Source organism: Ruegeria sp. BK1, assembly GCF_056535645.1.
In genome coordinates, this window is the sequence record NZ_JBQFIS010000001.1 from 2,738,831 (window position 1) to 2,757,327 (window position 18,497).

General features: G+C 57.4%; 17 protein-coding genes and 1 pseudogene. 5 read left to right on the top strand and 13 right to left on the bottom strand.

From position 1 onward, the window contains the following. Positions 1–416: 416 nt before the first annotated feature. Positions 417–1,397 (bottom strand): hypothetical protein, encoded by a 981-nt coding sequence (locus ACR3E7_RS13615; RefSeq protein WP_480505477.1) that lies wholly within the window; start codon positions 1,395–1,397, stop codon positions 417–419. A gap of 114 nt (positions 1,398–1,511) precedes the next feature. Then, positions 1,512–1,613, bottom strand: a pseudogene (locus ACR3E7_RS13620) (carbon monoxide dehydrogenase); the annotation flags it as partial. 82 nt (positions 1,614–1,695) lie between these two features. On the opposite strand from ACR3E7_RS13620, the gene ACR3E7_RS13625 reads away from it, so the two are divergent. Beyond that, the gene (locus ACR3E7_RS13625) at positions 1,696–3,312 is read left to right on the top strand and encodes a DUF4139 domain-containing protein (RefSeq protein WP_480537333.1); all 1,617 of its coding nucleotides are present in this window, start codon (positions 1,696–1,698) and stop codon (positions 3,310–3,312) included. 64 nt (positions 3,313–3,376) lie between these two features. Here the strand turns inward: ACR3E7_RS13625 and ACR3E7_RS13630 are convergent, their stop codons facing one another. Continuing rightward, on the bottom strand, positions 3,377–4,027 hold the full coding sequence (locus tag ACR3E7_RS13630) for a carbonic anhydrase (protein ID WP_170771492.1): 651 nt from the start codon (positions 4,025–4,027) through the stop codon (positions 3,377–3,379). A 144-nt stretch (positions 4,028–4,171) separates the two neighbouring features. On the opposite strand from ACR3E7_RS13630, the gene ACR3E7_RS13635 reads away from it, so the two are divergent. The 3 genes from ACR3E7_RS13635 (at position 4,172) to ACR3E7_RS13645 (ending at position 6,741) form a co-directional block, all read left to right on the top strand. Beyond that, on the top strand, positions 4,172–4,561 hold the full coding sequence (locus ACR3E7_RS13635) for a hypothetical protein (protein ID WP_170771590.1): 390 nt from the start codon (positions 4,172–4,174) through the stop codon (positions 4,559–4,561). A gap of 63 nt (positions 4,562–4,624) precedes the next feature. Continuing rightward, positions 4,625–6,007, top strand: coding sequence for a leucyl aminopeptidase family protein (locus tag ACR3E7_RS13640; protein WP_480505473.1), 1,383 nt, complete (start codon positions 4,625–4,627; stop codon positions 6,005–6,007). Beyond that, positions 6,004–6,741, top strand: coding sequence for a C40 family peptidase (locus ACR3E7_RS13645; protein ID WP_480505471.1), 738 nt, complete (start codon positions 6,004–6,006; stop codon positions 6,739–6,741). The genes ACR3E7_RS13640 and ACR3E7_RS13645 overlap by 4 nt, the downstream gene beginning before the upstream one ends. Here ACR3E7_RS13645 and ACR3E7_RS13650 read toward each other — a convergent pair. The 10 genes from ACR3E7_RS13650 to ACR3E7_RS13695 form a co-directional block, all read right to left on the bottom strand. Further along, positions 6,738–7,088 (bottom strand): DUF2794 domain-containing protein, encoded by a 351-nt coding sequence (locus ACR3E7_RS13650; RefSeq protein WP_170771486.1) that lies wholly within the window; start codon positions 7,086–7,088, stop codon positions 6,738–6,740. The two genes, ACR3E7_RS13645 and ACR3E7_RS13650, sit on opposite strands and share 4 nt — an antisense overlap. A 72-nt stretch (positions 7,089–7,160) precedes the next feature. Continuing rightward, positions 7,161–8,828, bottom strand: coding sequence for an ABC transporter permease (locus tag ACR3E7_RS13655; RefSeq protein WP_480505469.1), 1,668 nt, complete (start codon positions 8,826–8,828; stop codon positions 7,161–7,163). A gap of 119 nt (positions 8,829–8,947) precedes the next feature. Beyond that, positions 8,948–10,165, bottom strand: a complete 1,218-nt coding sequence (locus ACR3E7_RS13660) for a phenylacetate--CoA ligase family protein (protein ID WP_480505467.1) — start codon at positions 10,163–10,165, stop codon at positions 8,948–8,950. A 19-nt stretch (positions 10,166–10,184) separates the two neighbouring features. Further along, a complete protein-coding gene (locus tag ACR3E7_RS13665) occupies positions 10,185–11,018 on the bottom strand; it encodes an ABC transporter ATP-binding protein (protein WP_170771463.1) in 834 nt (277 codons plus the stop codon). 74 nt (positions 11,019–11,092) lie between these two features. Continuing rightward, positions 11,093–12,373 carry an ABC transporter substrate-binding protein gene (locus ACR3E7_RS13670; protein WP_170771461.1) on the bottom strand — a complete coding sequence of 427 codons (1,281 nt, stop codon included), beginning with the start codon at positions 12,371–12,373 and terminating at the stop codon, positions 11,093–11,095. Positions 12,374–12,447: 74 nt separating this feature from the next. Beyond that, complete coding sequence (locus tag ACR3E7_RS13675; RefSeq protein ID WP_170771459.1) at positions 12,448–13,524, bottom strand: branched-chain amino acid ABC transporter permease; 1,077 nt, start codon at positions 13,522–13,524, stop codon at positions 12,448–12,450. A 3-nt stretch (positions 13,525–13,527) separates the two neighbouring features. Further along, the gene (locus ACR3E7_RS13680) at positions 13,528–13,785 is read right to left on the bottom strand and encodes a hypothetical protein (protein WP_170771457.1); all 258 of its coding nucleotides are present in this window, start codon (positions 13,783–13,785) and stop codon (positions 13,528–13,530) included. A 2-nt stretch (positions 13,786–13,787) separates the two neighbouring features. Then, positions 13,788–14,774 carry a branched-chain amino acid ABC transporter permease gene (locus ACR3E7_RS13685; RefSeq protein WP_170771455.1) on the bottom strand — a complete coding sequence of 329 codons (987 nt, stop codon included), beginning with the start codon at positions 14,772–14,774 and terminating at the stop codon, positions 13,788–13,790. A gap of 29 nt (positions 14,775–14,803) precedes the next feature. Continuing rightward, complete coding sequence (locus ACR3E7_RS13690; RefSeq protein ID WP_170771453.1) at positions 14,804–15,622, bottom strand: ABC transporter ATP-binding protein; 819 nt, start codon at positions 15,620–15,622, stop codon at positions 14,804–14,806. 79 nt (positions 15,623–15,701) lie between these two features. Then, positions 15,702–17,675, bottom strand: a complete 1,974-nt coding sequence (locus tag ACR3E7_RS13695) for an AMP-binding protein (RefSeq protein ID WP_480505464.1) — start codon at positions 17,673–17,675, stop codon at positions 15,702–15,704. Between the two features lie 324 nt (positions 17,676–17,999). Here ACR3E7_RS13695 and ACR3E7_RS13700 point away from each other — a divergent pair, with 324 nt between their 5' ends. Then, entirely contained in the window at positions 18,000–18,410 is a 411-nt protein-coding gene (locus ACR3E7_RS13700; protein WP_480505462.1) for an ester cyclase, read from the top strand. Positions 18,411–18,497: the final 87 nt, after the last annotated feature.

Genomic DNA, 18,497 nt, shown 5'->3' on the forward strand with positions numbered 1-18,497 from the left:
CCGCCTGGCCCGGTCATAAGCGGACTTCAGTGTCTGGTAGTGTGCATTCAAAAAAATGGCTGGGGATCTACGCAGCCAATACCACTCACCCCAGTTCTGATACTCCCCCCGTGGGGGGGGTGCGAATTCAGTAGCGGTCTTAGTGCAGCATTTCGGGCGAGAGGATGGAGCTCAACGTGTCATGGGTGGCCATATTGAGGGTGTCCTGAGGCGTAGGACAAACCGTAGGACAGAACGTGCCTGTTGACCGGGATTCGTCCTCAATGATACCCCTTCTTTTACTGAGACAATCATAGCTCACGATGCCTGTAACGGGAACGGAACCAAGAGACACAGCTTCTCCTGGGCACCATCTCTTCCGAAAACTCGCTGTTTTGTCCGGACGCAAATGTCCGTTCTTGCAACATGCTGTACCATCAGTCTGTTTCGACGAGCGCTTTCATTTCGCTGTTCCGCTTTTTTGCTTGCTTCTGAACGCGTTGAATAAACGTTGGTAACAGGTTCGGACCTTGTTGCGATCTGTATGACTCACTTGCTTCGTCGCCAATTAGTTCAGCGTATTTTACCCATGTGCGAAAACTGAAAACATCCCTCAGACTGAGAAACGTTTTCGAGTTCGTCTTCCGCAAGGATGTCGGGAGCTTCAAGTTTTTGAAATAGCGCGTCTCTTTCGCAACCCAATCATCTGGTACCTTGAACTCACTGAATGCTTCAGCTTCGTTGAATTTAAAATCCGGGTATTCCTGCACGAACTCGGAGCATCCGTGCGAAATTTTTGTACGAATCCCCTTTACCCCGTTCCGAATTTTGAGGCTTTCGAAAGCTACCATGCAGTCCTTGGCTTCTTCGATGCTCTGGCAGTAAATATACCCTTTATAGGGGTATTTGATGCCATCTCTCAGCTCAATCATGCACTTCCTTGCATTGTCGTTCGGCAGATTGAGCAAAAGCAAAAGGAAATAGGTCTGGAACATCTCGTCTAGATTTGAAGGCAAGATTTGCACTTTGTAGCAATCGTGACAAAGCCGCGATATCACCTTGGTTTCTTTGAAGAACTTGATCCTCGTATCGCAGTGCGTTTGTTGACCTTTGATTGTCATGACCCGGCCCGAAAACGCCTGAGCAATCGGGACGGCAGTAGCCATGCCTGCAGAAGACAAGACAGACATCCAATGATGATAACTTTCGCAAATTTGCGAGCGATCCAGCATGTCCTGACGCCAATCTGGACCTAGGTCTTCATTTATCCGGGCCTGCGTCGCGCCAAAGGTACCGCTTGCATTCTCGGAATTTTCCCAAAGGTCCAAAAGAGTAACGAGACGCCTGATGGCAGGACCGTCTTTGGGATTAATCAAAACCCTGTCTTCAGGCTTCCTGACCTGAGGGCCAATCGACATCCCACACCTCCTGCCTGCGGAAATCTCCTACAGGCATGGTGATCGCCTTGATCCGCATTGCGGTCAACTCATTTGCTCACGGACGCAAACAATAGATCCCCCAAGCTTAAAAGGTCAGGACACCTCCTGTTCCGCCACGACCTCGGCAAATCCGGTGAAGAACTTGCCCCACAGTTTTTTGGCTGTCCCTGCAATCAAACGGCTGCCCAATCTGGCGGCTCATTTTCTTTTGACTTGGTGCAGCGCAGCACTCCTGCAACCTATACGGTATGGTGCCACTGATTTGTTGCGAGTTGTTATGAAATCTTTGATCTATTTTTTGGCCTTGTTGCCGACACTTCTACATGCTGAAACTTTTACCATTGAAACCAATGTTAGCGCCGTGACTGTGTACTCGGAAGGGGCTCAGATCACCCGAACAGGCGCATTCGATGTGCCAGCGGGCCGTCATCGACTGGTTCTGTTGGGCACACCGAAAAGCGACGATGTAGGCTACCAAATCGCGACAATGCAGTTTCGCGCAGATGGATTAAGTCAGACGGCTCTGATCTCACGCTACGCAGACGTGCCCTGGCGCGACTATGTCGGCGAGGCCGTCAAAAAGGTAGAAGAACGTATCGAAGACATAGAATCTCGAATCCAAGCGGTCGAGGATCAGGCTGACACCGCCCGATTGAAGGCCCAAGCTGCCGGTCACACGATTGCGTTCCTCACCAATCTGGGGCGTAACGTAGGTTCGGCCGAGTCGGATCCCGAAAACCTGCGCAGCATTGCCCGCATGGTTGGCGACGAAACCCTTGATGCTGAAAACACCGCGCAGGCAGCAGAACTTGAGGCGCGAGAAACTGAAACCCAACTGGCAGAGCTTGAGGCCGAGTTGGAAACGGCGCACGCTGATCTGGCCGCGCTTGTGCCGGAAGCGGATGAACGTATCTTTATCGCCGTAGATGTTATTGCCGAAGAAGATACAAACGGAACACTATCGCTGTCATATCTCACTTATGAAACTGCATCATGGCAACCGGCTTATGTCTTTGATCTGAAAACCGGAAATACCCCGAAGGTGCAGATCAAACGCAGCGTCTTTGTGGCTCAAACGACTGATGAAGACTGGAACGACATCGCCCTGAGCGTTTCCACACTGCAACCCGACGATCAAAGCACTGCGTCTAGGATTCGAACCAAACGCCGCTCTATCCGTGAAAAGCCCAATACGCTGGAAGAACCGGTCGTAGAGGCGCCGGTTGTGGTCGAAGAAACCGCGAGAAGTTGGAACCCGAGCGCCGCGTCAGTTCAAGGAACGGGCACGACCTATACGCTGCCAGTACCGATCTCGATTTCCAGTGGATACGGGGCCGCCGAACTGGAACTGGATAGCATGTCTCAACCGGCAGAGCTTTTTGCCTTGGCCAATCCCAGCCGAGACGACACGGCTTATCGCACTGCGCGTTTCACGAATCCGTATGCACAAAACCTAATCTCTTCGGAATATGCCAGATGGCATGTCGATGGCGTTCTGGTCGCAATCGATGCCAGCCCCGAAATCGGACCTCGTGAAGAGGTGGAATTGGGATTTGGTCCTCTTTATGCTCTGACTTTGAAGCACCAAATCCTGGGACGGCGCAGCGGTGACGTCGGGTTGATATCACGCTCGAACGAAAGAGTTGAACGCGCTCAAATTCACATCGAGAATCTCTCGGACCAAACTTGGCCCCTACGGCTGCTCGAGAGCGTCCCCTTTTCCGAACAGGATGATCTGAATATCACCTGGAGCGCAAATCCCAGCCCTGCCGAAGAAAATGTCGATAACCGACGGGGAGTTCTGGCGTGGGAAATGGAGTTGGCCCCCGGACAGGCAGAAACAATTCAAATCGAGACAGAACTAAACTGGCCCGAGGGTATGATCCTACGGTGATTCAATTGCACAAAAAAGAGAAGGGCCTGACCGGCCCTTCACATCGCATTGCGCCTATCGAAAATCAAACAACCACGAACTTCTTTTCATGCGGGTCATAGCATTGCAGCCCGCCCTCTCCGATATCGGTCCACAGACCGTGCAGGCTCAGTGATCCGTCCTCGACTGCTGACGCAATGAACGGAAAAGTCAGCAGGTTTTCCAGCGAGGCAACAACCGCATGCCGCTCGAATTGGCGTGCCTGGTCCGTGCTGTCCTCGATATCGGCCACCAGATCGTATTTCGGCTTGAGGATATCCATCCAGCGCCCGACAAAACTGTCCTTGGCTTCAAGCTGAGGGGCCTGACCCTTGCACATGTCGATACAGCCCTGAACGCCGCCACATTGCGAATGGCCCAACACGATCAGATGCGCCACTTTCAGCGCGGTCACGGCGTATTCGATGGCGGCGCTGGTGCCGTGGTGATCTCCGTCCGGGGCGTATGGGGGGACGAGGTTGGCGATGTTACGGTGAATGAAGAAATCGCCCTGATCCGCGCCGAACATCGACGTCACGTGCACCCGGCTGTCGCAACACGAAATAACCATCGCGCGCGGGCGCTGACCCTCGGTTGCGAGGCGCCGGTACCAGACCTGATTTTCGGAATAGGTGGTGGCTTTCCAGCCGTGATACCGTTTGACCAGATAGCTCGGCAGAGGTTTGGCGCGTTCCATTCTTACGTCCTTAGTCTTGTGTCTGAGGAGTGCTGTAACCCGAATTCACCGAAAATTCGAGCCATTATCCCGCAGCACTGCAAGGTTTTGCAAAGGAATTTCGCGCCACAGTAGGGCCACACCGTGGGGGTGCAAGGAATTGGGGTGAATGTGGTGGAAAAGATAATCACGCTTGAACACAAGGAATCCGTCCGCTTAGACCCGGAGCGTCTGAACGGATTGTGCGGACAGTTGGGGGATCAGAATGCATTGGACGTGTTGTGTCGCACGGTCGAGGAACTGGCCGTGCGCCTGTCAAATTGCGAACGCTACTGGCGGCGGCGCGACTGGGTGAGCTTGCGCAAATGCGCGCGTTCTCTGGTTGCGATTTCCGAACAGGTTGGGATGACCGCTTTGGCGCGCGTAGCAGGGGACGTGGCGCATAATGTTGATGTCGGCGATGCCGTGGCCACGGGGTCAACGCTGTCGCGCCTGATCCGCGTGGGTGAAAAATCGCTGACCGTCATCTGGGACCAGCAGGACCTTTCGGTCTGACGGGGCTTGCGAACGGATCGTGGGTGACTAGGCTGGGCGCAATTCGAACCAGTTGAGATCGCCATGACCCTGTCTTTTGCCCCTGCCTCTGACCCGTCCCTGCCATTGCACGTGATCGCGCAGCCCGATCTGGAAAGCTGGCTTTCGGATCAGCCTGGTTTTGTGGCGGCTTGGGTGGAACACAGCGGGTTCACGGCCGGTTTGGGTCAAACGCTGTTGATACCCGATGCAGACGGTGCGCCGTCCATGGCGCTGGCGGGCTTTGGCAAACCAGCAGGCCGGGCGCGCAAACGGTTCCCACTGGCCGCAGCGGCCGAAGCGTTGCCCAAAGGCACGTATCGCATAGCCTCGGGCCTATCGGATGATGTGCTTGAGACTGAATGCCTGGGATGGTTGCTGACCGGATACAGTTTCGACCGCTATGCCAGCCAATCTACCGCCAAAGCGCGCCTCGTCGCACCGGCTGGTGTGAATCCCACCCGATTGGAGGTTCTTGCCAAGGCCGAGGCGTTGATCCGCGATTTGGTCAACACCCCCGCCTCGGATATGGGGCCGGATCAGTTGCAGGCCGCATCTGAAGCGCTGGCGCAGGAATTCGGTGCATCCTGTTCGGTGATTGCAGGCGATGATCTGTTGGAACAGAATTTTCCCATGATCCACACGGTGGGCCGTGCCGCCGCGCAGGCTCCTCGCCTGATCGAGATGAACTGGGGCAACGCCGGGCCAAAACTGACTCTGGTCGGTAAGGGTGTCTGTTTCGATACTGGCGGGTTGAACCTGAAGCCCGGTGCCTCGATGGGGTTGATGAAAAAGGATATGGGCGGGGCAGCCAACGTGCTAGGGCTGGCGCGGATGATCATGGCGCTGAACCTGCCGCTGCAACTGCGTGTTCTGATCCCAGCGGTTGAGAATTCGGTGGCTGGGAACGCTTTTCGACCCGGCGATATCCTGACCTCGCGCAAGGGTCTGACGGTCGAGATCAATAATACCGATGCCGAAGGGCGTCTTGTTCTGGCGGACGCGCTGGCGCTGGCGGATGAGGGGAAACCAGACCTTGTTATTTCGATGGCGACGCTGACCGGGGCGGCGCGTGTGGCTGTTGGTGCTGATCTGGCGCCCTTCTACACCGACAGCGACAAGGCTGCCGACGCCTTGACCCACGCGGCGCGCGCAGCAGCCGACCCAGTCTGGCGGATGCCCTTCCATGAGCCTTACGAAGGCATCATCGAACCCGGCATCGCCGATCTGGACAACGCCCCTGCGGGTGGATTTGCCGGGTCGATCACTGCCGCCCTGTTCCTGCGCCGTTTTGCGGTCGACAGTCCCTATATACACTTCGACATCTATTCGTGGCAGCGCAGCAAAGAACCCGGACGCAGCAAGGGCGGGCTGGGTCAAGGCCCACGTGCCCTTTTGACCGCCCTGCCCGAGATGCTGGGCCTATGACCCAACACCGCATCATACAGCCGGTCGTCGATCTGATGCGCAGCCCAGATGGGCCCCGGGATCGGCAACTTTTGTATGGGGATACGGTCGCAGTCACTGATACAGTAGAGGGTTGGAGCCGGATCACATCAGACAAGGACGGTTATCCGGGCTGGATCCGGTCGGGCCAGCTTGGCCCGGACACCCCCGCAACCCATTGGATTACCGCCCCAGCCACCCATGCTTATACCCAAGCGGATATGAAAAGCCCGGACATCGCGTCACTGAGCTTCGGCGGCAGGATAGCCGCCCGGTCCGAAGTGAACGGGTTTCTGGAAACCGAACTTGGTTTCATTCCCGCCGTTCACGCCAAACCCATCGGCGTCACCCTGACCGACCCAGTCGCAGTGGCCGAGCTGTTTCTGGGCACACCGTATCTGTGGGGCGGCAACAGCCGAAGCGGGCTGGATTGCTCGGGCCTTGTGCAGGCCGGATTGCTGGCCTGCGGGATGCCTTGCCCGGGTGATAGCGGAGATCAAGAGCGCGCGGTCGGGCAAACTCTGCCAGACGGCACCCCGCCTCAACGTGGTGATCTATTGTTCTGGAAGGGCCATGTTGCATGGGTCTATGCCGAGGACATGCTTCTGCACGCCAATGCCTTCCACATGGATGTGACCTTTGAGCCGATGGTGCAGGCCGTTGCGCGGATCAAAGATCAGGGTGACGGACCGGTGACCAGTCACAAAAGGCTCTAATCAAGGTCAACCGAGCGGATCAGCTTGCGTTCTAGAACCCGCAGCACGGTACGCAAATCCTGACCGCGCTTCAGGATGCGGCCATCCATGCCGACCACCGAATACATCCCCTGTTTCTGCCGCAAACGCGGGTGCTTTTCTACCCGGTATATCGGGTGTTCGGCCGTGCGGCGAAAGATCGAAAACACGGCCATATCGCGGAGGTTGGAAATGCCGTAGTCCCGCCATTCTCCGGCGGCGACCATCCGACCATAGACGGACAGGATATGAGACATCTCGTGGCGGTTGAAAGCGACGGGCATCTGGGCCGAGTTACCAGAGAACCGGCTGGGAGGCTGCATGTTCATACTCCAAGCCTTGCCGGAAAACGCGCCTGAATCAAGCCCACGCACGACAGGGTGTGGCAATTTTGAAGCGCCCTAGCGTCTGCGACCCACTTGCCGGCAAATCAAAATGACCGGTAGCAGTCCCACAGCCAGAATGACTAGCGACGGCACCGCAGCCCCCTCAAGCCGTTCGTCCGAGGCCAGCCGATAGGCCTGCACCGCCAGTGTGTCGAAGTTGAACGGTCGCATGATCAGGGTCGCGGGCAGCTCTTTCATCACGTCCACAAACACGATCAGCAGCGCGGTCAGCAGCGATGGTGTCAGAATCGGCAAGTGCACGCGGCGCAACGTGCCCAGCGGGCTTTGCCCCAAGGACCGAGAGGCCGCGTCCATATTGGCGTGGACTGTGCTTTGACCGCCCTCATAGGCACTTAGCGCAGCGGCCAGGAACCGCACCATATAGGCCGCAACCAGCAGCCAGATTGACCCAGTTACCAGCAGCCCGGTGGAGATATCGAAGGTCTGTCGCATCCATGCGTCCAGCGCATTGTCGAAACTGGCAAAGGGCACGATCAGGCCGACTGCAATAACTCCGCCCGGCACCGCATAGCCCAGCCGCGCCATATACCCCGCGCCCGAGGACACCCGACCAGGCCGAAGCCGTTGAAAGAACCCAACGCAGATCGCAGCAAAAACCGTCACGACCGCAGCCGTCCCTGCCAAAATCAGCGAGTTTTGAATGAACCCGATATAGCGTCGCGACAGCAGGTTTTGTTCCGATTCCGTCCCCATCTGCACCAGAATGAACACAGGCAGCAGGAACCCCAGCAACACCGGGATGATGCACAGCGTGAACGCCGCTGCCGCCTGCCATCCCTTTAATTGGGCCGAGGGCAGCGCGGCGTGGTTTTTGCCCGCCTGATAGTATTTCGCTTTGCCGCGTTGCATCCGTTCAGCCACGGCCATGACCAGCGCAAAACCCAGCAGGCACAAAGCCAGTTGCGCGGCGGCAGCGCGGTCTCCGATAGAAAACCAGCTGGTATAGATGCCGGTGGCAAAGGTCTGCACGCCAAAATAGGCGACGGTGCCGAAATCTGCGATGGTCTCCATGATCGCCAGCAACACGCCCCCTGCAATCGCCGGGCGCGCCATTGGCAACGACACGCGCCAGAATGCGCCCCAAGGGCTGTTACCCAGCGCGCGGGCCGCCAGAAAGGCAGTGGCGCTTTGCTGCAAAAAAGCCGCGCGAGCCAGCAGATAGACATACGGGTACAGCACGAGGATCAGCATAACCGCCGCGCCTTCGGTCGAGCGGATCTCGGGGAACCAATAGTCGCGCGGACCCCAGCCGGTCATGTCGCGCAGGGTGGTCTGAACGATACCGGGGTGGTCCAAAATAAACGTATAGGCATAGGCCAGAACATAGGCCGGAAAGGCCAGCGGCAGCACCAGAGCGATTTCCAGAAACCGAACTCCGGGAAAGCGCGTCATCGTTACCAGCCACGCCGCACCGACACCGATGGCAAACGTCCCCATCGCCACCAAAACAACCAGCACCGCAGTGGTCAGCGCATAGCCCGGCAAGACCGTGTCCATCAGGTGCGAGATCGTGTCCGTCCCGCCCGTCACCGCCGCCAGAACAACTGCGAGCATAGGCAGCAGACAGGCCGCCGCCACCAGACAGGCTACTGTCGCCACCAACCGGGTGCCCAACGCGCCGCGATTGCGCGTTCCATGTTCTGAGAATTCGACGTCGGCCATGATCCCGGCTTGTTACTGGCTAAGGCGCAGGTTTCGTCATTAATCGACCAAAACGGTCAGAAACACCAGTGGGCAGGGATACAAATCTGCGGCACATACTGCCGCAGACCTGCTTGGCCTCATTCGTAAACGCGCTGATCCTCGATCACCAACCCGTCCTTGGGCAGCGATCCCGGCGCGACGACCTCGATCGCGCCCTTCAGTTTCAGCAGCTCGACAACCGATTTAGCGTAGGCCATGTCATCGCCACCGGGGCTTTCGATCTGAACGGTCATCATGTCCATCTCACCCTGGCGGGCGGCAATGACGCGGGCTTTGACGATCTCGGCATGTTTATCGACCAGCGCGGCCACCTGTTCGGGGCGCACAAACATACCCTTGATCTTGGTGGTCTGATCGGCGCGGCCCATCCAGCCCTTGATCCGCGCATTCGTGCGTCCGCAAGATGAATGGCCGGGCATGATCGCCGATAGATCGCCCGTCGCGAAACGGATCAGCGGATAGTCGGGGTTCAAAGAGGTCACAACGACCTCACCCACTTCACCCTCTGCCACTGGGGTACCGGTGCCGGGGGTCACGATCTCGACAATGACATGTTCGTCGATGATCATCCCCTCCATGGCGGGGCTTTCGTAGGCGATGTTACCCAGATCGGCGGTCGCATAGCATTGCAGGCACGAGATTCCACGATCCGCGTATTCCTGCCGCAGTGACGGGAACAAGGCCCCGCCCCCTACGACGGCGGTGGTGAAATGAAGCTGGACGCCCATCTCATCCGCCTTGTCCAGTATGACCTTCAGGTAATCCGGTGTCCCGGCATAGGCGGTGCAGCCTACATCGCGCGCCGCCGTCACCTGCAGCTCGGTCTGGCCGGTGCCTGCGGGCAAAACAGCCGCCCCGACCGCGCGCGCGCCGCTTTCAAAGATCATACCCGCGGGCGTCAGGTGATAGCCAAAGCAATTCTGAACGATATCGCCCGGCCCTACACCAGCAGCGTGCAGGAACCTGCCCATACGCCACCAGTCGGGATCGGTGCTACCCGGTTCATAGATCGGACCCGGAGACTGAAACACATGGTGAAAATGCCGCGCAGGTTTGACCGTGAACCCCCCGAACGGTGGACGCGCAGCCTGCGCCTGCGCCAGATGGGATTTGCGCAGAACCGGTAGTTTGGGCAAGTCCTCAACCGATGTGACACCATCTGTCTCCACATCCGCCAGATGCGTTTGAAAACCGGGGGCAGACAGGGCCCGTGCAAGTTGTTTTTGTAGCGCCTCGGCCTGATCGGCGGCGCGTTTGTCGGCTGATCGGGTTTCGAGTGCGTCGAAATAGGTCATCGCCAGATCCTCCATCCGCTTACAGCCACCTCTTGCGGCGGCGATAGGACCGCACATCGCGGAAGCTTTTGCGACCCTCATCCGACATACCGAGGTAGAATTCCTTCACGTCCGGGTTTTCGCGCAGTTCCGCCGCCGGACCGTCCATCACCACACGACCCGATTCCAAGATGTAGCCGTAATGCGCAAACCGCAGCGCCACGTTGGTGTTCTGTTCGGCCAGCAGGAAGGACACACCCTCTTTTTCATTGAGGTCCTTCACGATGCCAAAAATCTCTTCGACAAGCTGCGGGGCCAGACCCATCGAGGGTTCGTCCAGCAGGATCGTCTCGGGCCGCGACATCAATGCGCGCCCCATGGCGACCATCTGTTGCTCACCACCCGAAGTATATCCGGCTTGGGATTTGCGGCGTTCGGCCAGCCGTGGGAAATAGGAATAGACAAGCTCAAGGTCTTTCTGGATCGCCGCCGCACCGTCCTTGCGGGTATAGGCACCGGTCAGCAGGTTTTCCTCAACCGTCAGGTGTTCGAAGCAATGGCGGCCTTCCATCACCTGGATGACACCCTTTTCAACCAAATCCGCCGGATCGCTTTCATGCACGCTGGTGCCGCGATACTTGATCGTGCCTTTCGTCACCTCGCCGCGTTCGGAATGCAGCAGGTTCGACACCGCCTTGAGCGTCGTCGTCTTGCCAGCCCCGTTTCCACCCAGCAGCGCGGTAATACCGCCCTTGGGCACGGTCAGGCTGACGCCTTTGAGGACGAGGATCACGTGATTGTAGATCACCTCGATATTGTTGACCTCAAGCAGGGTTTCGGTCTGCACTTCGGTGTTTTGAGCCGCATCCAGCATCAGCGCGTGTCCTCAAGCCTTGTGTTTACGTCGGGACGGCGAGAGCCCGCCGCCCCGTGTTTCAGATCACCGGATCAGCAGCGCGAACCGATGTTGTTTTCCGACGCATATGCACCCGAATCCTCGTTGATCAGCGGACCGATCACGTCGCCATCGGTGGCTTTGAACTCGGAAATCAGGCTCCAGGTCTTGTTGGTCGCATCCCACTGGGTCACACCGACCAGAGCGTCGCCGCCGTGGTTTTCACACGAAACCGAGAAGGTCGGGCCAAAGTTTGGCAGGCCCAGTTCGGTCATTTTGGCTTCGGTGATTTCCAGCGCTTCCATGCCGTCGCGCATCATCGCAGGGGTGATGTCGGCGGTGCCGTGGATTTCCTGCGCTTTTTTGGCAGCTTCGGCGGCCAGCATTGCGGCATAGAGGCCACGGTTGTACAGAACCGTACCCACCTGATCGCCCGCGCCAGCGGCTTTACCGGCATCGACGACATATTTCTGCAGGTCATCAAAGACCGGGAAATCGGTGCCCACATTGTGGAAGGTCAGCGCCTTGTAGCCATTCGCAGCTTCACCCGCTGGCAGCACGTCGTTTTCCGAGCCCGACCACCAGATGCCGATGAAGTTTTCCATCGGGTAACGGATGTTGGCAGCTTCCTGCACCGCCACCTGGTTCATCACGCCCCAGCCCCACATCAGGACGAAATCGGGACGATCACGGCGGATTTGCAGCCACTGCGACTTCTGCTCCTGACCAGGATGATCCACCGGCAGGGCAACCAGCTCGAACCCGTGCTTGGCAGACAGCTCTTCCAGCGTGCGGATCGGTTCCTTGCCATAGGCCGAGTTGTGGTAGACCAGCGCGATTTTCTTGCCGCTCAGGTCGCCGTTGTTGGTATCCAGCAGGTAGTTGATCGCGCCCGAGGCTCCATCCCAGTAGTTCGCAGGATAGTTGAACGTATGGCTGAACACATCGCCGTTTTTGGCCGAGGTGCGTCCATATCCCATCGTGTGCATCGGAATGCCATCTGCGGTGGTTTTGGGGATCAGCTGATAGGTGATACCAGTCGACAGCGGCTGATACACCAGCGAACCTTCGCCCTTGGTGGATTCATAGCATTCCACACCTTTTTCGGTGTTATAGCCGGTTTCGCATTCGATCACCTTGGTCGCCACGCCACCAATACCGCCATCGCGTTCATTCAGCAGGGTAAAGTAATCAGCATAGCCATCCGCGAACGGGATACCGCCCGCCGCATAAGGCCCGGTCCGATAGCTGAGCGACGGGAATACGAGGTCGGCCATAACCGGACCTGCCGCCATTGCGGCGCCGAGCGCCATGGTTGCCAGTTTCAATTTCATCGGGTGTCTCCTCCCTTGGTTGGTCCGATGGTGAGTTCGGGCTTTGCACCCGTTATCTGATTGGGCCGAACCGCTTAGTGCGGGAACGGCCAGAGTCTGAGTTTTTCTTTGGCCACGCGCCACAGCTGCGCCAGCCCGTGCGGTTCAAGGATCAGGAACATGATGATCAGCGCGCCAACGATGACGAGATTCAAATGAGCCACGATATCGGTGGGCCAGCCTAGCATGTCCGCGCCGACAACCTTCAGGACAACGGGCAAAAGCACAAGGAACGCAGCCCCGGCAAAAGATCCAAAGATGGATCCCAGTCCACCGATAATGATCATGAACAGCACCAGGAACGATTTCTGAATACCGAAGACTTCGCCGACCTCGACCGCGCCCAGATAAACCGCAAAGAACAACGCACCCGAAATACCCACAAAGAACGAGCTGACAGCAAAAGCCGTCAGCTTAGCCCGAAGTGGATTCACACCAATGATCTCTGCCGCGATGTCCATGTCCCGGATCGCCATCCATTTACGTCCTGTGGTACCACGCGTCAGGTTGCGAGCGACGACGGCGCAGACTGCTAGGAAGATCAGGCAAAACAGATAGGTTGCCCATGCAGGCGCATTCGGGCCGGTAATGATGATACCAAACACATCGCGTTCCGGCGCATTAATCTGCCCCGAGGCCGAATAGTTGTAGAACCACGGCACCCTGTTGAACAGCCAGACAAGGAAGAACTGCGCTGCCAAAGTCGCCACGGCCAGATAGAACCCTTTGATCCTAAGGCTTGGAAGGCCAAACAGCACACCGACCAACGCGGTGATACCTCCGGCAAGGATGACATGGATGAACATGCTGACATCCGGGAAGGCCGTCATCAGCTTATAGCAAGCATAGGCCCCTACAGCCATGAACCCGCCGGTGCCCAGCGAAACCTGCCCGCAATAGCCCACCAGAATGTTCAGTCCGATCGCCGCAATCGCATAGATCAGAAACGGCAGCAGCAGCGCATTTGCCCAATAGTCGTTGATGATGAACGGGATGATCCCAAACGCCACGGCAAGCACCACATAGTACCGATACCGGTCGAACTTGATCGGGAAGGTCTGGCTGTCATCCACGTAAGAGACTTTGAAATCTCCGGCCTCACGATAGAACATGTCTTACTTTCCCCATTCTTCCTGCGCCCGGTTGCGGGCTGCGGCATCCAGTTGGTTCGATCCTTTGGCATATCCCGTCGCCTCGGACGCACGGACCAGCTTGAGGTAGGCCAGGATGCCCATGACCAGTCCGGCAAAAGCCAGGATCGCTGCGATTGTCACCTGCCCGTCCGTCAGATCATCCGACGTCAGAGCGATATATCCAAAGGCCCAGAACCCGGCCCATGCGATCACGTTGGTGATGGCGAGGAACTTTTGCATCGCTACACCCTCTCGATGATCTTCTCACCGAACAGACCCTGCGGCCGGAACACGAGGAAGATCAGCGCCAGCACATAGGCAAACCAGTTCTCGGTCGCACCGCCCACAAGCGGGCCGATGGCAAATTCGAACAGTTTCTCGCCCACACCGATGATCAACCCTCCGACAATCGCTCCGGGGATCGAGGTGAACCCGCCCAGCATCAGCACCGGCAGCGCCTTGAGCGCGATCAGCGATAGCGAGAACTGCACACCCGATTTCGTACCCCACATGATGCCTGCGACAAGGGCCACGAACCCGGCGACCGACCAAACCATCACCCAGATGAAATTCAGCGAAATCCCCACGGACAGCGCCGCCTGGTGGTCATCGGCCACCGCACGCATCGCCCGGCCCTGCTTGGTGTACTGGCTGAACGCCACCAGCGCCGCCACCAGCAATGCCGCGATAACCGTTGCAACAATGTCCAGATTGTCGATGAAGAAGCCGTAGCCGAAGATGTTGAATGTGCTCTCATCAATCCACAGGTTGATGCCCTGCGGCAGGCCCACATCCAGCGTCTTGATTTCAGAGCCCCACATCAGATCGGCCACACCTTCCAGCAGATAAGCCAGGCCGATCGTCGCCATGAACAGGATGATCGGCTCCTGACCCACCAGATGGCGCATCACAAAGCGCTGCACCGCCCAGGCCAGCAACACCATCACCGCCATGGTCAGAATAATCGCCAGCAGCGCAGGCACGTTCCAGCCAAAATAGTGGATATGCGTGCCGAACATGGCATTGATCAGATGCGCAAACGGCACCTGACCTTTCATGATCCCCACCAGAGTCATTGCCGCAAACAGTGCCATAACCCCTTGGGCATAGTTAAAAATCCCCGATGCCTTGTAAATCAGCACAAAGCCCAGCGCGACCAGCGCATAAAGGACCCCGGCCATCAGGCCATTCAGAATGACCTCCATCGCAAATACCAACTGATCAGGCATGTCCGCCCCCTCTCATGTCTGTCAGATGTCTAGTCATGGCTCACCCCCAGATAGGCGTCGATGACCTCTTGATTGTTGCGCACCTCATCGGGGGTGCCGTCACCGATCTTGCGGCCATAATCCATCACCACCACGCGGTCGCTCAGGTCCATCACAACGCCCATGTCGTGTTCGATCAGCGCGATGGTGGTGCCAAACTCGTCATTCACGTCCAGGATAAAGCGGCTCATGTCCTCTTTTTCCTCGACATTCATGCCCGCCATCGGCTCATCCAGCAGCAGCAGCTTTGGCTCCGCCGCCAAGGCTCGCGCCAGTTCGACCCGTTTCTTCAGCCCGTAGGGCAGGCGAGACACAGGTGTTTTGCGGATGTGCTGGATTTCCAAGAAATCGATGATCTTCTCGACCGCCTCGCGATTTTCCGTCTCTTCCGCCTCGGCTTTGCCCTTCCACCAAGCCTGCTGAAAAATATTGGTCTTCATGAAGCCCAAACGCCCGGTCATCACATTGTCCAAAACGCTCATCCCCTCGAAAAGAGCGATATTCTGGAACGTCCGCGCGATGCCCTGCTGCGCCACCTCAAAGGGTCGCATCTGTGGGCGTTTTGATCCGTGAAACCAAACCTCACCCTCCTGCGGGACATAGAACCCTGAAATCACGTTCAGCATCGAGGACTTGCCCGCCCCATTCGGTCCGATAATGGCCCGGATCTCACCCTCGCGAATGTCGAACGAGATATCCTTGATTGCCACCACACCGCCAAAACGCAGGGTGATGTTCTTCATCTCCATCACCACACCGCCGATCTTGCGGCCGTCTTCGGTGACATATCCTTCGGAACTATCCAGCATCAGATCCTCCCTGAGCTGCGAAAAAACGGGACGGCGGACGGGGCGATGACCGCAAGGTCGAGCGGCGCTCGAACGGCCTTCATTCCGCCGCCACCTTGTGCGAGGTCGCAGCAACAACCGGCGCGTCCACAATTTCCAGCGTGGCCGAGATCGACCCCTTACGCCCGTCCTCATAGGTTACTTCAGTCGTAGTCGAAACGCTGGATGATCCGTCATAAAGCGCATCAATGATGTCGTGGAACTTCTCCTCGACAAACCCGCGGCGCACCTTGCGGGTCCGGGTCATCTCACCATCATCCGCATCCAACTCTTTGTGCAGGACCACAAAGCGATGCACCTGGCAGCCCGACAGCATCTCATCTGCCGCAACCGACTTGTTGACCTCTTCCACATGCGACTTGATCGTCTCTAACACACGCGGATGACTAGTCAGTTCCTGATAGGACCCATAAGCCACATTGTTCCGCTCGGCCCAGTTACCCACCGCCGTCAGGTCGATATTGATGAAGGCCACGCAGCGATCCTTGCCATTACCAAACAGAACAACCTCAAGAATATCGGGATAGAACTTCAGTTTGTTCTCGACATATTTCGGCGCAAACATCGACCCGTCGGCCATTTTGCCCACGTCCTTGGCACGGTCGATGATCCGCAAATGGCCGGACCCTTCCTCGATGAATCCTGCATCGCCCGTGGCCACCCAACCCTCGGCATCCTTGGTCGAGGCGGTCGAGTCCGGGTTATTGTAATACTCGACAAACACGCCGGGCGAGCGATAGTGAATCTCGCCCTTGTCGTCGATCTTCAACTCAACATCCGGCGCAGGAACACCAACCGTATCCGCGCGCACCTCGCCATCAGGCTGCACCGTGATAAAAACGGTCGCCTCGGTCTGACCATATAGCTGCTTCAGATTGATACCCAGTGAGCGGTAGAAATCAAAAATCTCAGGCCCAATGGCTTCACCCGCTGTATAGCCGACGCGGAACCGGCCATAACCCAACGTATCCTTGAGCGGACCGTAAACCAGCATATTGCCGAGCGCGTATTTCACCTTGTCGCCAAACCCGACCGGCTTGCCATCCAGCAACAGACCGCCCACCTTCTTGGCGTGATCCATGAAGTGACGGAACATACGCTTTTTCAGCTTGCCCGCATCCTCCATCCGGATCATCACGTTGGTCAGCTGCGTCTCAAACACGCGCGGAGGGGCAAAGAAATAGGTCGGCCCTATCTCGCGCAGGTCGGTCATCATCGTGTCGGCGCTTTCGGGGCAGTTCACGCAGAAGCCGCACCAATAGGCCTGACCGATCGAGAAGATGAAATCGCCCACCCACGCCATCGGCAGGTAGGACAGAATATCTTCGTTCCGGGTCAGATGATCGAACTCGGCCGAGTTCTTGGCGCTTTCGATCACATTACGGTTCGACAGCACCACGCCCTTGGGCTTGCCCGTAGTGCCCGAGGTATAGAGCATCACACAGGTATCGTCATAGGTGATCGCCGCGATACGCTTGTCCAGTTCCGCGTCGAACCGTGCGTGACCGGCGCTGCCCTCGGCCATGATGTCGTCCAGCGCGTTCATCTGACTGTGGTCGTATTTCCGCATCCCGCGCTTGTCGGTGTAGAGGATATGCTTGACCTGATGCAGCCCCTGCTGAATCTCGATGACCTTATCGACCTGCTCCTGATCGCCACAGACAACGAACTTCGCACCGCAGTGTTCCAGAACATAGGCCATCTCTTCCGCGACCGAGTCCTGATACAGCGGCACCGGCACCGCCCCCACCATCTGCGCGGCGACCATCGACCAGTAATGCGCCGGGCGGTTGCGGCCAATGACGGCGATATGGTCGCCCTTCTCAACGCCGATCTCCAGAAATCCCAACGCCAGTTTGCGCACCTCGGCGGCGGTTTCAGCCCAGGACCAGCATTGCCAGATCCCGAATTCCTTTTCCCGGTAGGCCGGGGCATCCCCGAACTGCGTCGCATTGCGATGTAACAGCGCCGGAAGGGAAACCAACCCTTCAGCGCCCGATTGCGTCTGAGCCAATCTTTCTCTCCTCCCCACCCGACCCCTCCCTTGGGTCGGAAATGGCGGGTTCGGGATGGTGCCCGAACGCCAATGCCCCACGAAGGGACAGGGGGAGGATCAGCGGCAAGTTTTGCCTGATGTTTTCTCAATTATTACGAATTGTAACAGGGGTGGAAGGGTGATGGATTGGATGGATCGCCGGAGCACATCAGTCAAAATGTCGTCTCCAAGCCACGATATTTCCGCGCATTTTGATAATGAGCTATTTCAGCGTACCCTGTTTCTTACTGCTTCAGTTGACGGCCAACACGGTTGGCCACAGTTTCGTAGGGGGGGAAACACATGTCTATCCGAAAAGCCGCAAGAGAATTCTTTGAGGCCTGCGATACAGGCAAAGGCTGGGACGCCTGCAAAAACTTTTGCCATGAGGGCGCGACGTTTTCAGCACAAGCCGACGCATTGGCCGACGTCACTACCCTGGAAGGTTACGCAGACTGGATGAAAAACCTGCTGACTCCGATCCCGGATGGTCATTATGAGCTCAAATCATTTTCTGTTGATGAAGAGCGTGGAATTGCAAGCATATTTGCCGTGTTCCATGGAACTCATTCCGTGGATGGCCCAGTGCCTGCTACGGGAAAAACTCTGGCCGCGGAATACGTCTATGCCATTGAGTTTGACGGTGACAAAATCAAACACATGACCAAGATATGGAATGATGCGCATTCCTTGAAACAGCTCGGCTGGGCCTAATACTTTAGGATCAGGGGTACAGGTCACAAATCACGCAATTCCGACCACCGCGTGCTCTCTTTTGGCCACAGGGGGCATGCGCCCTGC

Excerpts from the sequence above, each read along its gene's own strand:
- ACR3E7_RS13615 (WP_480505477.1), bottom strand. The coding sequence starts at position 1,397 with ATGTCGATTGGCCCTCAGGTCAGGAAGCCTGAAGACAGGGTTTTGATT.
- ACR3E7_RS13650 (WP_170771486.1), bottom strand. The coding sequence starts at position 7,088 with ATGAACATGCAGCCTCCCAGCCGGTTCTCTGGTAACTCGGCCCAGATG.
- ACR3E7_RS13645 (WP_480505471.1), top strand. The coding sequence starts at position 6,004 with ATGACCCAACACCGCATCATACAGCCGGTCGTCGATCTGATGCGCAGC.
- ACR3E7_RS13690 (WP_170771453.1), bottom strand. The coding sequence starts at position 15,622 with ATGCTGGATAGTTCCGAAGGATATGTCACCGAAGACGGCCGCAAGATC.
- ACR3E7_RS13670 (WP_170771461.1), bottom strand. The coding sequence starts at position 12,373 with ATGAAATTGAAACTGGCAACCATGGCGCTCGGCGCCGCAATGGCGGCA.
- ACR3E7_RS13660 (WP_480505467.1), bottom strand. The coding sequence starts at position 10,165 with ATGACCTATTTCGACGCACTCGAAACCCGATCAGCCGACAAACGCGCC.
- ACR3E7_RS13700 (WP_480505462.1), top strand. The coding sequence starts at position 18,000 with ATGTCTATCCGAAAAGCCGCAAGAGAATTCTTTGAGGCCTGCGATACA.
- ACR3E7_RS13685 (WP_170771455.1), bottom strand. The coding sequence starts at position 14,774 with ATGCCTGATCAGTTGGTATTTGCGATGGAGGTCATTCTGAATGGCCTG.
- ACR3E7_RS13665 (WP_170771463.1), bottom strand. The coding sequence starts at position 11,018 with ATGCTGGATGCGGCTCAAAACACCGAAGTGCAGACCGAAACCCTGCTT.
- ACR3E7_RS13640 (WP_480505473.1), top strand. The coding sequence starts at position 4,625 with ATGACCCTGTCTTTTGCCCCTGCCTCTGACCCGTCCCTGCCATTGCAC.
- ACR3E7_RS13675 (WP_170771459.1), bottom strand. The coding sequence starts at position 13,524 with ATGTTCTATCGTGAGGCCGGAGATTTCAAAGTCTCTTACGTGGATGAC.
- ACR3E7_RS13625 (WP_480537333.1), top strand. The coding sequence starts at position 1,696 with ATGAAATCTTTGATCTATTTTTTGGCCTTGTTGCCGACACTTCTACAT.
- ACR3E7_RS13655 (WP_480505469.1), bottom strand. The coding sequence starts at position 8,828 with ATGGCCGACGTCGAATTCTCAGAACATGGAACGCGCAATCGCGGCGCG.
- ACR3E7_RS13630 (WP_170771492.1), bottom strand. The coding sequence starts at position 4,027 with ATGGAACGCGCCAAACCTCTGCCGAGCTATCTGGTCAAACGGTATCAC.
- ACR3E7_RS13680 (WP_170771457.1), bottom strand. The coding sequence starts at position 13,785 with ATGCAAAAGTTCCTCGCCATCACCAACGTGATCGCATGGGCCGGGTTC.